Annotated in this window: 21 protein-coding genes and 1 rRNA gene; 7 read left to right on the top strand and 15 right to left on the bottom strand. The window is 69.2% G+C overall.

Annotated elements, in window-relative coordinates; translation table 11 throughout:
- A 5S ribosomal RNA gene (gene rrf, locus ACFYO0_RS43685) occupies positions 1–84 on the top strand; the annotation flags it as partial.
- 65 nt (positions 85–149) lie between these two features.
- On the opposite strand, the gene ACFYO0_RS43680 is transcribed toward rrf, so the two are convergent.
- From ACFYO0_RS43680 to ACFYO0_RS43665, 4 genes are read right to left on the bottom strand one after another with little or no spacing between them, the layout of a single operon-like run.
- Positions 150–815 carry a response regulator gene (locus tag ACFYO0_RS43680; protein ID WP_388687394.1) on the bottom strand — a complete coding sequence of 222 codons (666 nt, stop codon included), beginning with the start codon at positions 813–815 and terminating at the stop codon, positions 150–152.
- Positions 812–2,113, bottom strand: coding sequence for a sensor histidine kinase (locus tag ACFYO0_RS43675; RefSeq protein ID WP_388687392.1), 1,302 nt, complete (start codon positions 2,111–2,113; stop codon positions 812–814). The genes ACFYO0_RS43680 and ACFYO0_RS43675 overlap by 4 nt, the downstream gene beginning before the upstream one ends.
- A 10-nt stretch (positions 2,114–2,123) precedes the next feature.
- Positions 2,124–2,897, bottom strand: a complete 774-nt coding sequence (locus ACFYO0_RS43670) for an ABC transporter permease (RefSeq protein WP_388687390.1) — start codon at positions 2,895–2,897, stop codon at positions 2,124–2,126.
- On the bottom strand, positions 2,894–3,871 hold the full coding sequence (locus tag ACFYO0_RS43665) for an ATP-binding cassette domain-containing protein (protein ID WP_388687389.1): 978 nt from the start codon (positions 3,869–3,871) through the stop codon (positions 2,894–2,896). Before ACFYO0_RS43665 ends, ACFYO0_RS43670 begins: the two co-directional genes overlap by 4 nt.
- 94 nt (positions 3,872–3,965) lie before the next feature.
- Here ACFYO0_RS43665 and ACFYO0_RS43660 point away from each other — a divergent pair, with 94 nt between their 5' ends.
- Positions 3,966–4,514, top strand: a complete 549-nt coding sequence (locus tag ACFYO0_RS43660; protein WP_388687388.1) for a GNAT family N-acetyltransferase — start codon at positions 3,966–3,968, stop codon at positions 4,512–4,514.
- Positions 4,515–4,527: 13 nt separating this feature from the next.
- Here the strand turns inward: ACFYO0_RS43660 and ACFYO0_RS43655 are convergent, their stop codons facing one another.
- The 7 genes from ACFYO0_RS43655 to ACFYO0_RS43625 form a co-directional block, all read right to left on the bottom strand.
- Positions 4,528–6,414, bottom strand: coding sequence for a type VI secretion protein (locus ACFYO0_RS43655; protein WP_388687407.1), 1,887 nt, complete (start codon positions 6,412–6,414; stop codon positions 4,528–4,530).
- Between the two features lie 118 nt (positions 6,415–6,532).
- A complete protein-coding gene (locus ACFYO0_RS43650) occupies positions 6,533–7,957 on the bottom strand; it encodes an ATP-binding protein (protein WP_388687386.1) in 1,425 nt (474 codons plus the stop codon).
- Between the two features lie 6 nt (positions 7,958–7,963).
- Positions 7,964–9,505, bottom strand: a complete 1,542-nt coding sequence (locus ACFYO0_RS43645; RefSeq protein WP_388687405.1) for an SCO6880 family protein — start codon at positions 9,503–9,505, stop codon at positions 7,964–7,966.
- A 23-nt stretch (positions 9,506–9,528) separates the two neighbouring features.
- Complete coding sequence (locus ACFYO0_RS43640; protein WP_388687384.1) at positions 9,529–10,875, bottom strand: hypothetical protein; 1,347 nt, start codon at positions 10,873–10,875, stop codon at positions 9,529–9,531.
- A complete protein-coding gene (locus tag ACFYO0_RS43635) occupies positions 10,865–11,704 on the bottom strand; it encodes a hypothetical protein (RefSeq protein WP_388687382.1) in 840 nt (279 codons plus the stop codon). Before ACFYO0_RS43635 ends, ACFYO0_RS43640 begins: the two co-directional genes overlap by 11 nt.
- 196 nt (positions 11,705–11,900) lie before the next feature.
- The gene (locus ACFYO0_RS43630) at positions 11,901–12,209 is read right to left on the bottom strand and encodes a hypothetical protein (protein WP_033328619.1); all 309 of its coding nucleotides are present in this window, start codon (positions 12,207–12,209) and stop codon (positions 11,901–11,903) included.
- Between the two features lie 448 nt (positions 12,210–12,657).
- Entirely contained in the window at positions 12,658–13,452 is a 795-nt protein-coding gene (locus ACFYO0_RS43625) for an SGNH/GDSL hydrolase family protein (RefSeq protein WP_388687380.1), read from the bottom strand.
- 467 nt (positions 13,453–13,919) lie between these two features.
- Here ACFYO0_RS43625 and ACFYO0_RS43620 point away from each other — a divergent pair, with 467 nt between their 5' ends.
- The 5 genes from ACFYO0_RS43620 (at position 13,920) to ACFYO0_RS43600 (ending at position 19,919) form a co-directional block, all read left to right on the top strand.
- Positions 13,920–15,167, top strand: a complete 1,248-nt coding sequence (locus tag ACFYO0_RS43620; protein WP_388687379.1) for a PQQ-binding-like beta-propeller repeat protein — start codon at positions 13,920–13,922, stop codon at positions 15,165–15,167.
- Between the two features lie 118 nt (positions 15,168–15,285).
- Positions 15,286–16,491 (top strand): NAD(P)/FAD-dependent oxidoreductase, encoded by a 1,206-nt coding sequence (locus tag ACFYO0_RS43615; protein ID WP_388687377.1) that lies wholly within the window; start codon positions 15,286–15,288, stop codon positions 16,489–16,491.
- A complete protein-coding gene (locus ACFYO0_RS43610; protein WP_388687376.1) occupies positions 16,488–17,414 on the top strand; it encodes an RNA polymerase sigma-70 factor in 927 nt (308 codons plus the stop codon). Before ACFYO0_RS43615 ends, ACFYO0_RS43610 begins: the two co-directional genes overlap by 4 nt.
- A gap of 180 nt (positions 17,415–17,594) precedes the next feature.
- A complete protein-coding gene (locus ACFYO0_RS43605) occupies positions 17,595–18,257 on the top strand; it encodes a GAF and ANTAR domain-containing protein (RefSeq protein WP_388687404.1) in 663 nt (220 codons plus the stop codon).
- A gap of 285 nt (positions 18,258–18,542) precedes the next feature.
- Positions 18,543–19,919, top strand: coding sequence for a pyridoxal phosphate-dependent decarboxylase family protein (locus ACFYO0_RS43600; RefSeq protein WP_388687374.1), 1,377 nt, complete (start codon positions 18,543–18,545; stop codon positions 19,917–19,919).
- Positions 19,920–19,971: 52 nt separating this feature from the next.
- Here ACFYO0_RS43600 and ACFYO0_RS43595 read toward each other — a convergent pair whose 3' ends face one another.
- From ACFYO0_RS43595 to ACFYO0_RS43580, 4 genes are all read right to left on the bottom strand, one after another.
- The gene (locus tag ACFYO0_RS43595; protein ID WP_388687372.1) at positions 19,972–20,172 is read right to left on the bottom strand and encodes a transposase; all 201 of its coding nucleotides are present in this window, start codon (positions 20,170–20,172) and stop codon (positions 19,972–19,974) included.
- 129 nt (positions 20,173–20,301) lie between these two features.
- Positions 20,302–20,589 (bottom strand): DUF397 domain-containing protein, encoded by a 288-nt coding sequence (locus ACFYO0_RS43590; protein ID WP_388687370.1) that lies wholly within the window; start codon positions 20,587–20,589, stop codon positions 20,302–20,304.
- Entirely contained in the window at positions 20,582–20,779 is a 198-nt protein-coding gene (locus ACFYO0_RS43585) for a DUF397 domain-containing protein (protein ID WP_388687368.1), read from the bottom strand. Before ACFYO0_RS43585 ends, ACFYO0_RS43590 begins: the two co-directional genes overlap by 8 nt.
- A 9-nt stretch (positions 20,780–20,788) precedes the next feature.
- A complete protein-coding gene (locus ACFYO0_RS43580) occupies positions 20,789–21,634 on the bottom strand; it encodes a helix-turn-helix domain-containing protein (protein ID WP_388687367.1) in 846 nt (281 codons plus the stop codon).
- Between the last annotated feature and the right edge of the window lie 82 nt (positions 21,635–21,716).

The following is a 21,716-nucleotide window of genomic DNA, read 5'->3' as shown; positions in this document are numbered from 1 at the left end:
TACATTCCGAACCCGGAAGCTAAGCCTTACAGCGCCGATGGTACTGCAGGGGGGACCCTGTGGGAGAGTAGGACACCGCCGAACTAAATGTAGAGGAAGCCCCACACCTTTTGGTGTGGGGCTTTCTGCATTTCAGGCCCTCGTGCGTTTCAAGCCGGCCGCACCAGCCTTGTGTCGTATGCCAGGATCACTGCCTGAACCCGGTCCCTCGCCCCCGTCTTGGCGAGAATTCGGCTGACGTGCGTCTTTACGGTCGACTCTGCGAGATGTAAGCGGGCGGAGATCTCGGCGTTCGTCCAGCCCTGGCCGATGACCGTGAGGATTTCTCGTTCGCGTTCCGTCAGTACAGCCAGTCGGGGGTCCAGTGAGGAGTCGTCCGGTGCCGAGGACGGCAAGTGCTGGGCGTATGCATCGAGGAGCCGTCGCGTCAGGCTTGGGGCTACCACCGCGTCTCCTGTCGCTACCGCTCTGATTCCCGAGAGCAGCTCTTCCGGGAGCGCGTCCTTGATGAGGAAGCCGCTGGCGCCTGCGCGCAGGCCGGCGTACGCGTACTCGTCGAGGTCGAAGGTGGTGAGGATGAGGATGCGGGTGCGGTCGCCGGAGGAGACGATGCGGTGCGTGGCCTCGATGCCGTCGAGGCCTGGCATACGGATGTCCATGAGGACGACGTCGGGATGGAGTTCGGCAGTCATCCGGACCGCCTCCGTGCCGTTGCCCGCCTCTCCCAGCACCGTCATGTCGTCCTGGCTCTCCAGGAGCATGCGGAAGCCCAGGCGCTGGAGGGGCTGGTCGTCGGTGATGAGGACCGTCGTCACGGAGTTGCTTCCTTCGGTTCCGGGAGGGCCGGGATGGCCGGGAGATGGAGGTGGACCCGCCAGCCACCGGTCGGTAGCGGGCCTGCCTCAAGTGTTCCTTCGTACAGGGCAGTTCGCTCGCGCATTCCTGTGAGGCCGCGGCCCGAGCCGCCGTCCGGGGCCGTGCCTCCGCGGCCGGTGTCGGTGACTGTCACCGTGACGGCGCCCCCGTCCTCGTACGAGAAGAAGACCTGTGAAGTGGCGTCCGGGCCTGCGTGTTTGAGCGTATTCGTGAGGGCCTCCTGGATGACGCGGTAAACCGTGAGCTGAGTGCCGGCGGGGACGTGTGCCGCGCGGCCGTGGGTCTTCACGCGTACGGGGAGGCCGGCCGAGCGTACGCCGTCGATGAGGTGGTCGAGGTCGGTGAGGGACGGCTGGGGGGCCAGTTCGGCGGTGGAGGCCTGTTCGCGGAGGACGTCGAGGAGACGGCGGAGTTCCGCGAGGGCCTGGCGACTGGTGGTGCCGATGGCCGTCAGGGCTTGGGCGGCTCGCTCCGGGGACTTGGCTGCCGCGTAGGAGCCGCCGTCGGCCAGGCCCGTGATGACCGAGAGGTTGTGGCCGATGATGTCGTGCATCTCGCGGGCGATGCGGGTGCGCTCCGCGGCCGCGGCGAGCTGGGCCTGTTGGTCGCGTTCGACCTCGAGCTGCTGGGCGCGTTCCATGAGCGAGGAGGTGTAGTCGCGGCGGGTGCGGACGGCGATGCCGAGGAGGGCGACGAGGGCGATGGACCAGAAGGCAGGGACGAGGTCGCGGTTCCAGGCGCCGTCCGGATAGCGGATCGAGCCCGCAGCGTAGGGCAGGAGCACCAGCGCCGAGGCCAACCACAGTGTCTTGAGGGGTTTGTGCAGGGCGACGTTGAACAGCACGAACAGCATGAGCAGCGCAGCCTGCAGCATCGCGCCGGTCAGGCAGTTGACCAGGGCGACCGCCGACATGAAGGAGAGAACGGCCATGGGGGCCCGGCGCCGCCACAGCAGTGGCAGGGACAGGCCGAGGGTCATGCTCAGCATCAAGGCGGCCGGCACTTTCGAGTTCTTCGCGATCGTGGTCCAGCCTCCCGACCCGTAGTCGATGAGTGCCGCGATGACGAAGAAGGCCGTGAAGAGCAGGTCCCACACCAGCGGGTGCCGTCGGTCGAATTCCCTGATCCGTTGCAGGATGCGCTGGATGTGCTGGGTGAGCGGCGGGGCGCCCGCGGACCATTCCTGAGCGGAGTGGTCCGGGGCGCTCGTGCTGCCTGGTTGTGGTTCGGTCGTCACCTGTACATCCTCATGCGTCGCGACGCTTCAGGAGCAGCGAAGCCGCGCCCAGGGCCGCCCCGGCCCACAGTGCCAGCGCCAGGAGCGCGGCCCAGGCGGACGGGTAGGCGTCCGGTGTCGGGTGGAGCATGGTCAGGGACTCCAGGGCCTTGCCCGGAAAGTACTTCAGGACGTCCTGCATCATGTCGTACGGCAGCATGTCCAGGATCACCGGCACGATCAGCACGAGCCCGAAGAAGGCGCCGATGCCGCCCGGTACCGAGCGCACGACTGCGCCCAGGCCGAGGGCGATCAGGCCGAGCAGGGCGAGCCCCGCGGAGGCGCAGGCCAGGGTGGTCAGGACGCCCGGAGCGGTGAGGGCCAGCTCCTTGTCCGTGCCGGAGAGCAGCGCCTGGGCGGCCGGGAAGGTCACCAGGACCGAGATCAGGGTGATGCCGAACGAGACCGTGCCGAAGACCGCGGCCTTTCCCCACAGGACCGGCAGCCTGCGCGGTACGGCGGTGAGCGTGGAGCGGATCATGCCGGTCGAGTACTCACCCGCGGTGAACAGGACGCCGAGCACCGCGATCATGATCTGGGCGATCTGGAAGCCGAAGAGGAGCATCAGGACGGTGTCCACATCTCCGTCGCCGCCGCCGGTCTCGTACGTGGCGCCCATGGTCAGGCCGACACCGAGGATCGCGACGGACACGGCGAGCAGCGTGATCCAGGTGGAGCGGACGGTCCACAGCTTGTGCCATTCGGAGCGCAGGACGCGGCTCGGGGTGACGGCGAGGGTGGTCATGCGGACTCCAGGTGAGTGGTTTCCAAAGTGGCGTTGAACTCGACCGAATCGCGGGTCAGGCCCATGAAGGCCTGCTCCAGCGAGGCCGCCTGCGGGGTGAGTTCGAAGAGCGGGATGCTGTGGGCGGCGGCCGTGCGGCCGATGTGTTCGGCGTCCGTGCCGCGGACTTCCAGGGCTCCGGGGGCCGAGCTGGTGACATCGACGTCCGGGGCGGCGAGCAGCTCGGTGAGCAGGCCCGCTTCGGGGGTGACGACCTTGACGGTTCCGGCTCCTGATGCGCGTACGAAGGCGTCGACGGTCGTGTCGGCCAGCAGCCGGCCCTTGCCGATGATGATCAGGTGCTCGGCCGTGAGGGCCATTTCGCTCATCAGGTGCGAGGAGATGAAGACCGTACGGCCTTCCGCGGCGAGGGACTTGAGGAGGTTGCGGATCCACAGGACGCCCTCGGGGTCGAGGCCGTTGACCGGTTCGTCGAGGATGATGGTGGCCGGGTCGCCGAGGAGGGCGGCCGCGATGCCGAGGCGTTGGCCCATGCCGAGGGAGAAACCCTTGACGCGACGGTGGGCCACGTCGGTGAGTCCGGTGATGTCCAGGACGTGCTCGACGCGGCCTTTGGCGATGCCGTGAGTGAGGGCCAGGGCCGTCAGGTGGTGGTACGCCGTGCGGCCCGGGTGGACCGAGCGGGCCTCCAGGAGGGCGCCGACCTCGTTGAGGGGTGCGCGGTGGGCGGCGTACGGGCGGCCGCCGATCGTTGCGTGGCCGCGGGTCGGGGTGTCCAGGCCGAGGATCATTCGCATGGTGGTGGACTTGCCGGCGCCGTTGGGGCCGAGGAAGCCGGTGACGGTGCCTGGCCGGACGGCGAAGGTCAGGTCGGATACGACGGTCTTGTCGCCGTAGCGTTTGGTCAGGCCGTGGGCGGTGATTCCCTGTGCGCTCGTTCCGCCGGTTCCGGTCGTTCCGTGTGTGCTCGTCATGCCTTTGATGCTCGGGCAGGCACGGCGCGGGGGCGTCGGACGGCGGCGGGATATCAGGTGAGAGGCGTAGTACCCGGGTATTACGGTGAACCTCATGAATCCCCTTATCCGTTTTATACGTGCCGACGAGTGGCCCGCGGTGAAGGAGCTTCGGCTGGCCGGGCTGCAGGACCCGGTGGCGCATCTCGCCTTTCTCGAAACGTACGAGGAGTCCGTGGAGAAGCCCGACAGTTTCTGGCGGGAGCGGGCTGCGGGGGCTGCGGAGGGTGTGCGTGAGAGGCAGCAGTTCGTGGCTGAACGGGCCGACGGGCGGTGGGTCGGGTCGGTGGTTGTGCTTGTCGAGGAGGCAGGGGCGGAAGGGGCGCTCGGGGGCGTGAGCGAGGTGCGGCAGGGGCATCTCGTGGGGGTTTTCGTACGGCCCGAATGGCGGGGGCGGGGGCTGACCGAGCGGCTTTTCGCGTACGCGCTGGAGTGGGCGTGGGAGGTGGCCGCGGTCGAGCGGGTGCGGTTGTTCGTGCATGAGCGGAACGCGCGGGCCGAGGGCTTCTACCGGAAGATCGGGTTCGTGCCGTCGGGGGAGAGCGTTCCGGTGCCGGGGGATCGTGGGGCGCGGGAGCTGGAGTTTGTGATGAAGCGGCCCTGAGGGAAGGCCCGTCTCAGGCGGGGAGTTCCTGGTTGGGCCAGCGGGTGCGGGCCTGTTCTCGGGAGCGGATGAGGGCCAGTGTGGGCATGCCTCGGTCGGGGCCTGTGGCGAGCAGGTCCGGGAGTTGGGGGAGAGGGGCCACCGCGGCCACGTCGTCCAGGACGAGGGTGAGTGGTGGGTCGAGGCGACCGGAGGATGACCGTTCGGCCATGCGCCGGCCGCGCTCGACCACGCTTGAGGCGAGGGCCGTCAGAAGTGGCATCGCGCCCGGCTTCGCCTTGGGGTCCTCGATGGGTTCACCCACCACATAAAGCGTGCCCCCTTCGTTGACGAAGGAATCCAAGGTGAGGGCGTCAGTTCGGTTTGGGGTGCAGGCCTCGCGGACGTTCACTGTGACGAGGGAGGAGAGGGCGCGGGCTGTCAACTCCTGGGCGATGTCGCGGCGTTCGGGGTACGAGGTGAGGGCGGCCTCGAGTTCGCCTGCGGAGCCGGCGGCGGCCTTGGGGTTCGTACGGAGGATGCGTACCGCTTCTTGTACGCCTGTGCCCTGGGCCCAGCGGTGGAGGTGGCGGATGGCGCGGCCGTCTGTTGCGGCGGCGTGGAGGTAGCTGCGGAGGAGAGTTTCCGCGACGTCTGCGACTGCCTGGTCCATTTTGGCCGTGGGGCGGACCGGGGCGAGCAGGGCTGCCGCCCTGGCCCTTGCGGTGTCCTTGTCCTGGCAGCCGCTTGAGGGGGACCAGTGGAGGCGGGCCGGGGTGTCGCAGAGGTGGGAGGGGTCGTAGAGGAGGACGGGGCCGAGTTTTGCTCGGGCGTCCTTGGTGGCCGACCAGAGGGCGGGGCTGGAGGTGATGACGAGGGCGGGGCCCTCGGCGTCTCGTACGGCTTCCGTGGCCAGGGGGTGGCGGGTTTGTGGGGGGCCGAGGATGAGGGGTGTGCGGGGGGCTGGGACGGGGGGCTTTTCCCACGCACCCGCGCGGCTACTGTCGGCTGCATAGGAAGCCGTTGTCCCAGACGGCGTCTCCGCCACCGGGCCCGCCGGGAAGAGGGGGGCCGTGGGGGGAGTGGACGCGTAGGCGCCCAAGGGCCGGAGGTCTGGGTCGGAGCCTGCCGCAGGCGGCCGGCCGGAGCCCGAGTCGGCCGTGGGACGGAGGCCTGAATCGTCGGCGTCCCCGGCTGGGAAACCTGAGCCGGACGCCGACGAATGCCCCGAGCCGCCGGCGTGCGGGATCCCAGCACCTGTCGCGCCTCCGGGCGGGCGGACCGATCCGGAGCCGGCCGCGTGAGGCAGCCCCGAGCCTGCCGAGCCGTCGGCGGGAAAGCCCGAGCCAGAGCCGGCCGAAGACGGATGGCCGGAGCCAGTGGCACCCGCAGACGGAACTTCCATACCGGCGGTAGGCGGGAACCCTGGGGTGGTCGCGCCCCCGGCTGGGAAGCCCGAGCCGGTGCCGGCGTCCGGCGCTGCACCCGTGCCGACCCCGTGCCGACGATCCGAACCAGCCGCGCCCTCAGGCAGAACCCCCGAGCCGTACTCCCCGCCCGCCGGAAGCCCCGAGTCCCCAGGTACAGCGCCGGAACCGGCTGCACCAGTCAGACCTCCCGCACCGTACGCGGCGGCCTTGCGTCGGCGAGCCCTTCCCGCCCGCCACCTCGCCACCGTTCCCATCACGAACACCGTCAGCACCACCAGCACCATCAGCTGGCCGATCAACAGCCCCCAGAACAGCCCGTACCCCGACAGTTGGCTCTCCGGAGTCTCCGGCCAGGCGCCCGTGACATCGTGTGGGTGCTGGATCAGGTGGCGCATTGCCAGGGGCGTGCGGGCGAACGTGACTTTGGAGGGCCAGGAGCCGTGGTCGAAGAGGCCTGCCAGGCCTGTTGCCGACCACACCAGCAGGGCCATGCCGAGCAGGAACGCGAGTACCCCGATCAACAGGCCGTCTGGGATGCCTCCCTCCGCCCGTTCGCCCCGTTCGTGGTCCCGGTGTCGGTCGTACGGTCTCATCTCGCCCCTGCCGCTCTTACGCCACCGTGGACTCGGACGAGTCGTCGAGATCGCTCAGGTGTTGCTCCATGAATGCCGCTGCTCGCTCCTCCGCCTCCAGTTCGGCGGCGCGCAGCGCGTCGTCCGAGAGGTCGGGGGTGGACGACTCGGTCATGGCGCGGTCGGTGAAGACGAGGGGGCGTTCGGTCTCGGTGATGAGGTGTTTGACGACCTGGACGTTGCCGTTGACGTCCCAGACCGCGATGCCGGGGCTCAGGGACGGGATGATCTCCACCGCCCAGCGTGGGAGGCCCAACACGCGGCCCGTCGCTCTCGCCTCGTCCGCCTTCTGGGCGTAGATCGTCCGTGTCGACGCCATCTTCAGGATGGCCGCCGCCTCCTTCGCCGCGGCTCCGTCGACCACGTCGGACAGGTGGTGGACGACCGCCACGAAGGACAGGCCGAGCCGCCGCCCGAACTTCAGCAGCCGCTGGAACAGCTGGGCCACGAACGGGCTGTTGATGATGTGCCAGGCCTCCTCGACGAGGAAGATGCGCTTCTTCCGGTCGGGGCGGATCCAGGTGTGCTCCAGCCACACGCCGACGATGGCCATCAGGATCGGCATGGCGATGGAGTTGCGGTCGATGTGGGACAGGTCGAAGACGATGAGCGGGGCGTCGAGATCGATGCCGACCGTCGTCGGGCCGTCGAACATGCCGCGCAGGTCACCGTCGACCAGGCGGTCCAGGACCAGCGCCACGTCCAGACCCCAGGCCCGTACGTCGTCCAGGGCGACGTTCATCGCCTCGGCCGACTCCGGCTCGGGGTGGCGCAGTTGTTCGACGATGTCGGTCAGGACCGGCTGGCGGGTGGTGATCGTCTCGTTCACATACGCGTGCGCGACCTTCAGCGCGAAGCCCGAGCGCTCGTCGAGGCCGTGGCCCATCGCGACCTCGATGATCGTGCGGAGCAGGGCCAGCTGGCCCGTCGTGGTGATCGCGGGGTCGAGCGGGTTGAGGCGGATTCCCATGTCCAGGGCCGCTGTCGGGTCGAGCCGGATGGGAGTTATACCCAGCTCCTGGGCGATGAGGTTCCATTCGCCCACCCCGTCCTCGCCCTGTGCGTCGAGTACGACGACCTGGCGGTCGCGGAACCTCAACTGCCGTAGTACGTACGTCTTCTCCAGGGCCGACTTGCCGTTGCCGGACTCGCCCAGCACCAGCCAGTGCGGGGCCGGGAGCTGCTGCCCGTACAGCTGGAAGGGGTCGTAGATGTAGCCCTTCCCGGAGTACACCTCACGGCCGATGATGACGCCGGAGTCGCCGAGGCCGGGCGCGGCGGTCGGGAGGTAGACCGCCTGGGCCTGGCCTGTCGAGGTGCGCACCGGCAGCCGGGTCGTCTCGACCTTGCCGAACAGGAAGGACGTGAAGGTTTCCGTGAGGGCGGACAGCGGGTCCCGCATAGAGTCCTACCTCCGGATGCCGGTCGCGAACGGGAGTGTGTTGACGAAGGCGCGGTGGTGCTCGCGGTCGCACCACTCGAGTTTCAGATACGACTTGCCGGCCGAGGCACGGATCGTCCGTTTGTCGCGGGCGAGTGCCTCGGGGTTACGGGACGAGACGGTGATGTAGCCGACGAGGTTGACGCCGGCCGCGCCGCTCGCGAGGTCCTCGCCGCGCTGGTCGAGGCGGTTGTGCGAGGCGATGTCGCGGGGGTCGACGGTCCGGTTCATCTTGGCCTGGCGGCTGGCCTCCGCCTCGTCGTTCGTCTTCTCGGTCAGCATCCGCTCGATGGCGATCTCGGTGGGTTCGAGGTCCATCGTGACGGCCACGGTCCGGATGACGTCCGGGGTGTGGACGAGCAGCGGGGCAAGGAAGTTGACGCCCACCGGGGTCATCGGCCACTCCTTCACCCAGGCCGTGGCGTGGCACCAGGGCGCGCGGGTGGAGGACTCGCGGGTCTTCGCCTGGAGGTACGTCGGCTCCATGGCGTCCAGCTCGGCCGGCCAGGCGTTGCGCTTCGTCATCGCCTGGATGTGGTCGATGGGATGGTCGGGGTCGTACATGGAGTGGACGAGGGAGGCCAGGCGCCCCTGCCCGAGCGGTTGCCGCACCCGGATGTCGGCCTCTTGCAGCCGCGAGCAGATGTCCGTCAGCTCACGCGCCATCACAACCGCGAGCCCCGCGTCCTTGTCCAGCTTCTTGCCGCCCTGGCCGCGCGCCGCGCGGGCCATCGCGTGTGCCTCGGCGGCGAGTTCGCGCGAGTAGTGCATGCAGGCGACCAGGTAGGCGCGGTGCTGCTCGCTGCTGGTGGACACCATGGACTGGAGCTGGTCGTACGACCGCTGCAGCCAGCCGGGGGCACGCTCGTCTCCTCGTACGGCGACGTCCTTGGCGTGGGCGTCCGGGTCGGCGGGGAGGGTGCGGGCGAGCATCTGGAGGCGGGTGACGAAGCCGTCGCCGTTCGCTACGTGCTTGAGCAGCACTCCGAAGCGGTCGACGAGGGCTTCCTGGTCCTCGGAGTCGCGCAGGCCGACGCCCGGGCCCTCGATCTCGATCGCGGCCGTGACGGTCTTCCGGTCGGCGTGCAGGAGGACGGCGATCTCGTCCGGGCCGAAGGGTGCCGCCAGCCACGTAATGCGTCCGATGCCCGGTGGCGGGCCGACCTCGATCTCACGGCCGTCGATGCGCGTTCCGGCTTCCATGACGTTGCTGCGGTACGTGGTGCCGCTGCGGAGCGTCCGCTTGTAACTGCGGTTGATCTCAAACCATTTGTAGAACGTACGGCGCTTGTACGGCACGTACACCGCGGCCAGCGCCACCATCGGGAAGCCCACGAGCAGGACGATGCGCAAGGAGAGGACGGGGACGAGCAAGCCGCACATCATGCCGAGGAACGCGCCCACGATGATCAGCGCGATCTCGCCGGTTTCCCGGTTCTTGCCGACGATCGCGTTCGGCCGGGCGCGGCCGATCAGATATGTACGGCGGGGCGTGACCGGATGGGCCACATGGGCCGCATGGGAGTCAGTCGTCAACGCCCTTCACCTCCCGAGCGGTTGGTAGTGCTGCTGTTGCGGGTGTTGCTGGCGTGGGGGGTGTTCGCCGGGCTGTTGCGCGGCGGGGGTGCGGCGGCCGGGACCGATCCGCCGCCTCCGTTGGAGGACGGGCGGGTGCTGTGGGCGGCTACGCCGGCGGAGGCCGCGTTGGCGGGGCGGGCACTGCCGCCGCTGTTGCCTCCGCCACCGCCGCCGTTGTTGTCGGCGCGGGTGCTGTGCGTCTTGATGCCCTGGGCGACGAGGGTCGCCGGGGAGCTGATGACGGCCGCGGCCTTGCCTTCGGCGCCCTGCATGATGCGGTTGTTGCGGGAGCCCGCGATCTCGTCGCCGAAGCCCGGTACGAAGCGGTAGATCATCGCGCTCGCGAAGATGGCCAGCAGGATGATGGCGAGGCCGGAGACGACGGCGGAGAAGGCGTCCGGTCCGTCCTCGGCGGACAGCGCGCCCGCAAGGCCGAGCACTATCACGATCACCGGCTTGACCAGGATCACCGCGATCATGATGCCCGCCCAGCGGCGGACGTGGCCCCACAGGTTCTTGTCGACCAGGCCCGCGTACACGACGGTCCCGAGCAGCGCGCCCACGTACAGGAGGGCGGCTCGGATGACCAGCTCCAGCCACAGGACGCCCGCGGCGAGGATGGACACGAGGGAGACGACGATCAGCATGATCGGGCCGCCGCCGATGTCCTCGCCCTTCTCCAGGGCGCCGGAGAAGTTGCCGAAGAAGGTGTCCGTCTGGTTGCCGGTGCTCTGGGCGAGGACTTCTGATACGCCGTCGGTTGCCGAGACGACCGTGTAGAGGATCAGCGGCGTGAAGGCCGAGGCCAGGACGGTCAGCCAGAGGAACCCGATTGCCTCGGAGAGGGCCGTGGTGAGGGGCACGCCTCGTACGGCTCGCTTGGCTACCGCGAGCAGCCAGAGGAGGAGGGTGAGGATCGTCGAGGCCGCGAAGACGACGGCGTACTGCTGGAGGAACTTGGGGTTCGTGAAGTCGACGTTCGCTGTTTCCTTGACGGCTTCGCTGAGCTTGTCGATGGTCCAGGAGGCGGCGTCGGCGCAGCCCTTGGCCAGGGAGGAGAGGGGGTCGAGGGTGGAGGTGGGGTCGGTTAGGGAGCCGCCGCCTCCTCCGCCTCCGCCGTTGTTTTCGCCGTTCTCGCAGTACTCCTTGGCGGGGCCGACGATGAGGTCGCAGTTGTCGTCGGACGGCGTTGGCGTCGGTGTCGGCGCGGCAGCCGCGCGCGTGGCCAGCATGACAAGCGCGGTCTGTACGGCTGCGACAGTGGCGGTGACCTTGAGTACGCGTCGCTGGCTACCGGGCATACGTGAAGCCTCCGTACTCTTCGACGGCCTTCGAGATCTCGTCGGACGGCGAGACCCTGTTGTCGCCGTTCACCGGCGCTGGGCCGTCCTTCTGGGAGAAGTTGTCGACCTTCCAGTCGCCGTCGGCCCATCGCAGCTGAAGCGTCATGGTGAACCAGTCGTTGCTGACCGGGTTCTTCGAGTCGTCCCCCGCTGTGCCGAACACGCCCGTGCACCAGACCTCGACGGTAGCGGCGCTCTCCGAGTAGTCCGTGACCTTGGTGCCCACCGGCATCGTGCGCGAGACGTAGGTCTGGCCCGCGGACGCGTTGCCGTTCTCGTCCAGGCCGACGTTGCGCAGGAACTCCGCGGAGTACGCCTTGTCCATCCTGTCCTTGAGCTCGGCGACCTTGTCCGCGACGAACACCTGCTGGACGATCGCGTCCCGCCGCGCGGGTTTGACGATGTCGGCCGAAACCAGCACCACCGAATAGTTCGCCGCCGCCGACTCCGCCCCCTGCTCATCCTGCGCGAACCCCGCCGGAATCCCCCCGGCCTTCGACTGAACGGGCCGCTCACCGGACGCGGCCGTCGGGGCCGCCTCCGCTCTCTCCTCGCCCCCGTCCGACGATCCGGAATCACCGCCACCACGGTTCGCGAAGGCGATGGCCGCGATCAGGAGCACCACGACGCCCACGACCGTGATGAGGCTGCGGGAGGACGAACGGCCACCGCGGCGCGCGCCGCCGTAGACGTCACCGGCGCTGTCGGGGTACCGGGTGCGGGTCTGGCCGGAGCCTCCGTACCCGCCGTCGTCGCCGCGTGAACCGTGCTCGTCGCCGAGACTCATGCCGCGTACGCCCCCTCAACCTCGTGCTGGACCGCGTAGTCGTAGTACGACGGTAGCCGCGCTGCTTCCTTCGCGGGCGCGGTGTGGTGACTCGACATCAGGGAAACGCAACCTCAGCCGGTGGGCACGTCGGACGGGTGGGTTAGAGGTAACCGGGCGTGCCCGGTCGGGTCTGGAGGGCCGGGCCGGCGCCGGCCTACACGGCCATTCCGTACACGATGGTGAACAGCGTGCCCAGGGAGCCGATGATGAAGACCCCGGTGAGGCCCGCGATGATGAGGCCCTTGCCCTGTTCGGCGCTGAAGGTGTCGCGCAGGGCCGTTGCGCCGATACGCTGCTTCGCCGCGCCCCAGATCGCGATGCCGAGGCAGAGCAGGATGGCGACCGCCATCACGACTTCGATCATCACCCGCGCTTCATTGCCCAAGTCGCCGAAGGGGCCCCAGTCCGGGGCGATTCCGCCGATGATCGTGGTGATGTCGCCTTCCTCGGCTGCAAAGAACATGTAAGTCACCGCCCCTTGTCGGTAGTTCCGCATCCCCTGCCACTCTGCGCAGAGGTCAGGCATCATTGTCGCCGACAAAGACGCTGTCGTATGTCGACTTGGCGTCATTGATTGGCGGGTTTCGTACGCACGGCTTGCCGCCGGCCCTCGGGAACCCCTGCGGGGCGTGGGGCAGTATGCAAGTAGACGTACAGTCACTCTGTGTATCACGGCAGGTCACGCCGGGCAATGAAGTAGTACCGGAACCTGTGGTGTGGTTCCGTCGTTGACCCCTTCTACGCGACGGCCGCCTACTCCGCCCCGCCACCGTGAGCCCGCTCACGTCCCATGTGCGCCGGTCCGTCGAGACGATGCCCTCCGGGTCGTTCCGTCTCCTGGTGTGTAGACGCCGCCCGTTCGGCCTTCGCGAAGGCTATCTCGGGGTGGAGGCGGGGGAGCTGTCGGGGTGTCAGGGGCGGGGGTTCGTGGCTCGGTCCGTCCATGGGGTCAGTTCGGGGCGTTTGGCCGTACGTCCGTCTCCCGAGGAGCGGCCCCTCAGCCGCCGCCAGAGCCACGGGCCGAGGAAACCCACCGCCCAGACGGCGTCTGCGCTCAGGGTGCGCAGCGTGGGGACGGGGGCGAGTGGAGGCAGCGGGGCGGACCAGTTCTCGTGGTCCGGCAGGCCGAGCGTGTGGGCCATGCCCGAGGCGATCCGGGCGTGGCCCAGCGGTCCCGCGTGGATGCGGTCCTGGCTCCAGAGGCGTGGGTCGGTCGTGACCGGGTGCGGGAACACGTCCAGTACGGCGACGCCATGGCGTTCCGCGGCGGCGCGCAGGCGGGTGTTGAGGTCGACGATGCGAGGGAGTGCGCGGCGTGCGAGTGGGGACAGTTTGCCCAGGTCGGGGTAGGTGACCGTGGCTACCTGGGCGCCCGACTCGGTGAGGCGCGCGAACATCTCCTCGATGTCTGTCATGACGCGGTCGGCGTCGAAGCCGGGGCGGAGCAGGTCGTTCATGCCTGCCACGACCGTCACCAGGTCCGGCTTCAGGGCGAGGGCCGGGGCGAGTTGCTCCGCCTTGATCTGGGCGGTCACCTTGCCGCGTACGGCGAGATTGGCGTACGTGAGGTCTGGTTGACCTTCTGTCAGGAGCTCCGCGAGGCGGTCTGCCCAGCCTCGGTACCCGCGTGCCTCGTCGCCGTCGCCGATGCCCTCGGTCTGGCTGTCGCCTATGGCTACGTAGCGGGTGTAGGGGTGCGGGGTCATGGGGTTGAGCCTGGGGCTCGGGCGAGTCTGGCGTCAATGTGACGTTCACTCTGCGGTCCGCTGGTGGGGGCCTTCCCCGGCCCCGCCCCTTCCCGAAACGGGGTCTGCCGCCCCCCGGCCCCAGCATGTGGCCTCCGGGGAGGACCCGGCTACGGCTCGGGCGGCGGCTGACGCCACGACTGCCGCGTACACCGGGGCGGAGGTGCCGCCGGAGGCCTGAAGCGGGGTGGGCCGGTAGATGAGAGCACCCTCATCCAAGCCGCGGTGATCCTGGCGATTCCTCAATGCCGGGCAGCGCTTACGCGAGTGCCAGGAGTCGCTGATCTTGTGTGCCAGGAGTTTCACGGACGCGTCCCGGTTGCGTACCGGCCGACGGCTGGCCGAAAACTGACGGCTAGCCTGACCGGGCTCGAGACGTCCGAGGGGGCGTCAGCAACATCCGGGCACAACGGGGACGGGGAACCGACATGGGCAGACGTGACGAGCACGCGGTGTCACGCAGGCAGGCGCTCAGGCTGGCCGGAACGGGGCTGGGGCTGGCCGTGCTGGGGGCAGGCACATGGGGGTGCACCCCCGAGGAGGACACGAGCGCGTCGGGCGGCGGCACAACTCCTGGCGAAGGCAAGGGCGGTGACACCAACAAGGGCCGTGACACCTTCACCACCCCGCCCCCGGGCACCGCGCCCAAGCCGCTGTGGCAGCAGAAGGCAGCCAACGAGAACCTGGCCGGGATCCACGCGCTCGCGGTGTTCGGCGACATGGTCGTGGTGTCGGGTGACCCGCTGGTGGGGCGTGATGTCGTCAGCGGCAAGGAGAAGTGGTCACGGTCGGGCGTCACCATTCCCGGCGCCAAGCTGATCACCGGCGGCGGGACGCTTTATCTCGCCAGCGCCGAGTACGACGGCGACGTGGTGGGCCTCGATCCGGCCACGGGCAAGGAGACCTGGCGCAGCCGCCTGGGCAAGGAGTACGAGCAGCCGCGCCCCATCGCGGCCGACGACCGGCACGTCTACGTCCTTGCCGGGATCCTGGAGGAGGACCTCTCGTCGCCGACCAACGTGATCGCCGCGATCGACACCACCTCCGGCAAGATCGCCTGGCGTGAAAAGCGGGACAAGGGGACCGAGGAGTTCGGCATCACCGCCACGGTCGTCGGCGGGCGCCTCGCGTACACCGATTTCCGGAAGAACGTGACCGTCCGCGACACGACGACGGGCCGGCAGCTCTGGACGAAGAAGATCGGCAGGTCCAACTACTACCGCTTCGCCGTGCACGAGGACCTGATGATCGTGCCGGACGGGCAGCGGCTGCGGGCCTTCGCGCTGGCCGCGGGCACGGAGCGCTGGTCGCTGGCGAATGAGAAGGCCACCTGGTTCAACGATCCGCAGGTCCTGGACGGGGTGCTCTACGCCTCCGACAGCGCGTTCGGCATGTGGGCGGTTGACCCCACTACGGGCAAGCAGATCTGGCGCAACGAGGACCTGGTGGGCTCGGCTGCGGAGGCGTGGCAGTTCGCCAAGGTGGGCGGCACGCTGTACGGCGCGACCGAGCACGACAAGAACGGCGGCGTGCACGCCTTCGACGCGGCGACCGGAAAGCTGCGCTGGACGTACAACGACAACACCGGTGAGAACCAGAAGTGGTACGTGGTTCCGGCGGGCAAGCGGCTGGCCGCTATGCACGCCGAGCGGCTGTACGCGCTGCCGGCCGTCTGAAACAGGGGGGCGGGACCGCCACCGAGCAGACTGTGTCGCGCATCACATCGACCTCATGTCACGGACGGGCCGACTGCTTGCATCCAGTGGTCGTCAGTGAGCGGAGAAGGGCGGAACGATGAGCGCACAGAAGGAAGCCGGCAGGACGACCACACACCGTGTTCTGATCCTGGGGGCGGGTTACGCGGGCATGTCCGCGGCCATCCAGCTCGCGGCTCGGGTCGAGCGGTGCGAGGACGTGCAGGTGACCCTGGTGAATGCCCAGGATCGGTTCACCGAGCGGCTGCGGCTGCACATGACGGCGACTGGGCAGCAGCTCGCCGAGTTGAACATCCCGGAGCTGCTCAAGGGTACGGGCGCGCAGTTCGTGCGGGGCTGGGTGACAGCGGTGGACGCGGACGCGAAGACGGTGCGGGTCGACGACGACCGGGTCCTGCACTACGACACGCTCGTTTACGGATTGGGCAGCGTGGCCGACACGGCGGCGGTGCCGGGCGCCGAGGACCACGCGTACACCCTCAGCAGTGCGCAGGACGCCGAGGTGCTGGCCGACCGGCTGGCCCGGCTCGGCAGCGGCACGGTGGTGATCGCCGGCAGCGGACTGACCGGCGTCGAGGCGGCCGCGGAGATCGCCGAGCGGCACCCGGAGCTGAACGTCGTACTGCTGGGCCGGGCCGAGCCCGGTGCGGCCCTGACCCCGAAGGCGAAGGCGTACCTGCAGTCCGCCCTCGACCGGCTAGGCGTGACGGTGCGCAGCGGGGTCGAGGTGGTGAAGGTGCTGCTCGGTTCGGTCGAGCTGGCGGGCGGGGAGAGCGTTACCGCCGATGCCGTCCTGTGGACGAGTGGTACGAGGGTGTCACCGCTGGCGGCCGCCGCCGGTCTGGCCGTCGACCAGCGCGGCCGCATCGTCACCGACACCGCGCTGCGGTCGGTGTCCCACCCCGATGTGTACGCCGTCGGTGACGCGGCCGCGATCCGCCAGGGCTACGGAGTCATGCACGGCACCTGCCAGGGCGGGATGCCGACCGGTGTGCACGCCGCGGTGTCGATCGTCCGCACTCTGAAGGGCAAGCAGCCCAAGCCGTTCCGCTTCGGCTACTACCACACGCCGGTGAGCCTGGGCCGTCATGACGCGGTCGTGCAGTTCACCCGCCCCGACGACAGTCCCCGGAAAATGCATCTGACGGGCCGTAAGGCTGCCTGGTACAAGGAGACGGTGAGTGCCGCGCCCTGGCCGACCTTCGGCCGCATGAAGAAGATGCCCGCCTCGGGCGCGTTCTGGCCGCGTGGCGGCCGCTTCACCCGGATCCGGAGCGCCCGGTGACCCATTCCTACCGCGACTCCGACCCCGATCAGCAGGTGTTCCACGAGCACCGCAACCTGCTGTTCTCGGTGGCCTACCGCGTCCTCGGCACCGCGGCCGATGCCGAGGACGTGGTCCAGGACGCCTGGATCAAGTGGTCGGCCGCCGAGCGCTCGCAGGTGGCCGACCGCAAGGCATACCTGACGCGGATCGTGTCGAACCTGGCCCTGGCACGGCTGCGCTCCACTCGGCACAAGCGCGAGACCTATGTGGGCCCCTGGCTTCCGGAACCCATCCTCACCAGCGGCGACACCGCCGAGACCGTCATGGACGCCGAGTCGGTGTCGATGGCGATGCTGGTGGTGCTGGAGACGTTGAGCCCGCTCGAGCGCGCGGTGTTCGTGCTGAAGGAGGTCTTCGGCTTCAGCCATGCCGAAATCGCCGAGGCGGTGGAGCGTTCCGAGCCCGCGGTGCGGCAGGCGGCACACCGCGCTCGTGAGCACGTACGGGCCCGGCGGCCGCGTTTCACCGCGGACCGCTCACGGCAGCGCGAGGTCACCGAACGGTTCTTCGCCGCTGCGACCGGCGGTGACGTCAACGCCCTGATGGAGTTGCTGTCCCCGGACGTCACCCTGTGGACCGACGGCGGCGGCAAGGTCCGACAGGCCCTGCGTCCGGTTGTGGGCGCCCAGACGGTGGCTGCCTGGTTCGCGGCCATCGGCACCGTCACCTACCAGGGCATCGAGCCCGCCGACATGAACGCCGAACTGGTCGAGATCAACGGCGGCCCGGGCATGGTGTTCAGCGGGCCGGGCCGAGTGATCGCCACAGTCACCTTCGACTTCGACGCCGACGGCCGTATCACCACCATCCACAACGTCGCCAATCCCGACAAACTCCAGGCCATCGCCGATGGCACCACTCACGGCGTCGGCACGCACTGAGTCCCGGAAGCGGGATCCGCCCTCGGCCTGGCAGCCGAAGGCCGGCCCGCAAGGGTCACGCCAACGATGCCTGGATCGCGTCAGGGAGAGGGCTGCTTGAAAGCTGGGTATGAGCCTTGTTGCAAGCGGGACAAGCAGCGGAGGGCAAAAGTGGACGACTGGGGTCGGTTCGCGCAGCAGATGGCGTCGATGGCGCGGGATCTTCTGGCACAGGAATCGGTGAATGCCACGCTGGAAAGGATCACCGCATCGGCCACCGAGCTGGTCGATGGCTGCGACGAGGCTGGCATCCTCATGCTGCAGGACTCCAAGGTGGAGACGCTCGCTCCCACCGACCAGCTGGTCATCGACAGCGATCAGCTGCAACAGCGGCTGGGCGAAGGGCCGTGCTTCGATGTCGCTCACAGCTCGCAAGGGGAGCGGGTCTTCCGCATCGCCGATCTCGCCGGCGAGCAGCCCCGCTGGCCCGCCTACGCCCCGCAGGCCCGGGCGCTCGGCGTGGGCAGCATGATGGGCTTCCTGCTGTTCACCGAGGACGAAAACCTCGGCGCCTTGAACGTCTACTCCCGCAAACCCGGCGCGTTCAACGAGACCAGCGAGCTGGCCGGATGGCTGCTGGCCTCCCACGCGGCGGTCGCCTTCTCCGGTGCCCGCGCCCACGCCCAGATGGAACACGCCGTCGCCACCCGCCACGTCATCGGCGAGGCCATGGGCATTCTCATGGGCAGCCGCCGCCTCACCGAAGAGGAAGCGTTCGACGTGCTGCGCCGCTACTCCCAGGAGACCAACACCAAGCTCCGCGAGGTCGCGCGCCGGGTATGTGAAGAGGGCAGCCTGCCGTGACCTGAGTGGCGGCTTCCCCGGCTCGCTGCTGAACCAGAGAAGCCTGGGCCGGGCCGGCCCCACGGGAACATCGCTGAACCCGGCCTGGTCACCATGTCCCCCGCGTGGCGGCTGACGACACCCGACCGGCCGAGGCCGCTCCTGTCACGGGCCAGCCTCTGCTCTTGTGCGGTGCTGGCGCAGGCCGTCGAGCTTCCCGCCGCCGGGGCTGAGGGATCGGAGGGCAGTCCAATCTTCCCCCATTGGCCGTTCCCGGCCGCTCGGACGGGCGGTTACGGTCCGGCCATGGACGAGCTGACCAAGATCTTCACTCGCGCCGCCGAGCACGCCGCCGCCTACCGCCGCTCGCTGCCCGAGCGGGCGGTCGCGAGGCCCGTCGACTACGCAGCTCTGCGCGCCGCTTTCTCCCGCCCGCTGGACCGCTCGCCCGCCGACCCGCTCACGGTGATCGACGAGTTGGTGGCCGTCGCCGAGACCGGACTCGTCGCCACCGCGGGGCCACGGTTCTTCGGCTTCGTCGTCGGCGGGGCGCTGCCCGCGGCCACCGCCGCGGAGATCCTCGCCGCCGGGTGGGACCAGAACGGCTTCAACGCTGCGCTCTCGCCCGCCGCCCTCGCCGCGGAGGAGGCGGCGGGCGGCTGGTTGAAGGACCTGCTCGGCATCCCCGCCACGGCGTCCACCGGGTTCGTCACCGGCGGCCAGGCGGCCAACACCGCAGGGCTCGCGGCAGCCCGGCAGCACCTACTCACCGAGGCCGGCTGGGACGTCGGGCGTAAGGGACTGGGCGGCGCCCCGCGCCTGCGGGTGGTCGCGGGCGAGGAGCGACACGCCACCATCGACCGCTCGCTGAGGCTGCTCGGCCTGGGCACCGACTGCCTGGAGACGGTCCGCACCGATGGAGGCGGCGCCCTCGACACCGACGACCTGCGCCGCGTGCTGGCGTCCGACCCGGGCACGCCGACGATGGTCTGCACTCAGGCGGGCAACGTGAACACCGGTGCCTGCGACGACCTCCGTACTGCCTGCGACCTCACCCGCGCCCACGGTAGCTGGGTGCACGTCGACGGCGCCTTCGGCCTGTGGGCCGCTGCGAGCCCGGCGACCCGCCACCTCGTCGACGGTGTCGAGCTGGCCGACTCCTGGGCCTGCGATGGCCACAAGTGGCTGAACGTGCCCTACGACTGTGGCTACGCTTTCTGTTCCCGCCCCGCCGTCCACGCCGACGCCCTGTCGTACACGGCCTCCTACCTCACCCGCGCTGACGGCACTCCGGCCGGTGGCGCCGACTACACCGCCGAGTCCTCCCGCCGCGCACGCGGCTTCGCAACCTGGGCGGCGCTGCGCGAACTCGGCCGTGACGGCGTCGCCGAACTCGTGGACCGCTGCTGCTCTCTCGCCCGCAGCTTCGCCGACGGCCTGTCCGCCGCGGGCTTCGAGGTGGTCAACGACGTGGTGCTCAACCAAGTCCTCGTCAGCTTCGGCGACGACGCCCGCACCGACCACGTCGTGCAGGCAGTGCAGAATGACGGCACCTGCTGGGTGGGCGCCACCACCTGGCGCGGCCGGCGGCTGATGCGCATCTCGGTGTCCGGCCACGCCACGACAGAGGCCGACGTCGACCAGTCGATTGCGGCGATCGTGCGGCTGGCGCGGGCGTCGTAATCCTGGCGGCACTCATTAGCTTGACTCTGTCGGGGATCTTGGATGGTCGGGCTCAGGTACCGAGGGTTCGCCAGGACTTCGGCCGGGGGCTGTCGTTTTGGTCCAGGAAGGTCTGGAAGGCGGTCGGCGGTCTCGGTGGAGAGGCTTCCTCGGTCACTGACCGGCTGCTGAGGCGTTCGATGTTCACGGCGATGGCCGTGAGGACGTGTTGCAGGTGGGCTTTCGGCTGTCCTCGGTAGCGGCAGCGGCGCATGCCGTGCCCGTGGGAACTCGTTGATGGTGCCCTCCGCTCCGGAGCGGACCGCGTGCCGGCCCGACAGACCGAGCAGGAACTGCAGCTCCGGTTCCGGGCCGAGAGCGGCGCCGCTATGATCCGTCACCGCTATGACGGATCCCGAGGCGGCGAAGTTATGTCCTCCGCGTCTTCGATGCCCTCCACGAAGTGGTCGAACTCGCCTGCCTGTACGCCCAGTACGAAGGCGTCCCACTTGCGGCGGTTGGTTGTGACGACGTTGTCCGGGTCGTTCGTTTCGCGGATGTAGACGGGGGTTTCTCCGTCGTCCTCACCCTCGATTGCCTCGCCGAAGGCGATCTCGATCCAGGGGCCGGGGCCCTCGGCGTCTTCGGGTGCGGCGCGGACCCAGTCGAGGTTCGGGGGGACGTCAGCCACGGTGGGTCTCTTCCTTGTGCTTGAGGGTGTGGAGGAGGGCGGAGAAGGCGGTTGGGGTGGTGCCGAGTATGGCTCGGGCTGGGTCGCCGCTTTCGGTGAGATGGATTGTTCCGGTGGGGGTGGAGGCGACGTTCACGCAGGAGTTGCCCTGTGCGCAGTGGGACGACTTCTGCCAGGTGAGCTCGGGCATTTCGTTTCCTCACAGGTCCTGGATCACTTTGTGGATGAAGTCCTGCGACTCCGCGGGCGGCAGCGCCGTGGCTTCCATACGGTCGAGCAGGACGCGGTACTTGTCGAGTTGGGCTTCGGAGTCGACGAACGCCGGGCCGTGGGACTGGTCGAGGTTCACCGTGTCGAGTTGCGGCACCGGACCCTTGGAGTAGTAGATCGACTGGCCCGAGCCGGGGAACGTTCCGGCGTCGAACGGGATCACGTGGATGTCGATGTGCGGTCGTTCACTCATGTCCAGGAGATGCTGGAGCTGCGTGCGGGTCACGGCGGGCCCGCCGAACTTCATGCGCAGGGCGGCTTCGTGGATGATCGCCTGGTGCGGGGTGGGCGAATCCCGGTAGAGGACCGCTTGCCGTTTGATGCGGAATGACACCCGGTGCTCGATGTCGGGAGGCGACATCTCCGGTACGTCCTGGCGGAAGATCTCGCGGGCGTACTCCGTGGTCTGGAAGAGGCCGGGAACGTGCACCGTCACGGCTGTACGCAACATCGTGGCGTGGTGCTCGACTTCGGCGAGGTCCAGCAGTGCGGCGGGCAGGATCTCCCGGTACTCCTCCCACCAGCCGCGCGTCCGCTCGGTCGCCATGTCGCTGAGCGCCTCGACGAGGGCCTTGTCTCCGCACTCGTAATGGCATGCCAGCGTGCGTACGCGCTCGGGGCTCACACCGGCACGACCGGCTTCCGTGTTGCTGATCTGGTTCTGCTGGACGCCGAGCAGGCGGCTGGCCTGCGTGGAGGTCAGCCCGGCGCGCTCTCGCAGCTTGCGCAGTTCAGCGCCCAGGCGGAGTTGACGACCCGTCGGGTTGCTTCTCACGGGCTGGCCCGCCTCTCTCGTACAGCAGGTCACCCACACGGGTGATTGTTCAGTGCTTTCACGGGAACCGTCTAAGAACTTT

The organism is Streptomyces sp. NPDC006365 (genome assembly GCF_042870755.1).
Taxonomy (GTDB): Bacteria; Actinomycetota; Actinomycetes; order Streptomycetales; family Streptomycetaceae; genus Streptomyces; species Streptomyces xiangluensis.
The sequence above is the reverse complement of the archived record's forward strand: the minus strand, read 5'-3'. Positions and strand labels throughout refer to the sequence as shown.